The sequence below is a fragment of the Vibrio sp. 1401 genome (assembly GCF_033340295.1).
In genome coordinates this window covers 1-516 of the sequence record NZ_JAWOWF010000842.1, presented here as the reverse complement: position 1 = coordinate 516, position 516 = coordinate 1, and the positions used below count along the sequence as shown (strand labels likewise).

At 47.5% G+C, this 516-nt stretch carries 1 pseudogene; it reads left to right on the top strand.

Annotated elements, in window-relative coordinates:
• Positions 1-516, top strand: a pseudogene (locus R7Z77_RS28480) (aminopeptidase PepB); the annotation flags it as partial.

Genomic DNA, 516 nt, shown 5'->3' with positions numbered 1-516 from the left:
GCTCGCATTAAAGCGACCGATTTTACGCGCGATATCATCAACAAAACGGCGGAAGAAGTTGCACCTCGTCAACTTGCTACGATGGCGGCTGAGTTCATCAAATCTGTCGCACCAGAAGGCACAGTAACGGCTCGTATTGTTAACGATAAAGATCTACTAGCGGAAGGTTGGGAAGGTATCTATGCGGTTGGTCGCGGTTCGGATCGCACATCAGCAATGCTGCAATTGGATTACAACCCGACTGGCGATGAAAACGCACCAGTATTCGCGTGTCTAGTAGGTAAAGGCATTACTTTTGATTCAGGCGGTTACAGCCTTAAGCCTTCAAACTTTATGAGTGCAATGAAAGCCGAGATGGGCGGTTCAGGTACGATTACTGGCGGTTTGGGGTTAGCTATTTTGCGTGGTTTGAACAAGCGCGTAAAACTGATCTTATGTTGTGCTGAGAATATGGTTTCTGGTCGTGCGCTTAAGCTTGGCGACATCATCACCTACAAAAACGGTAAGACTGTTGAG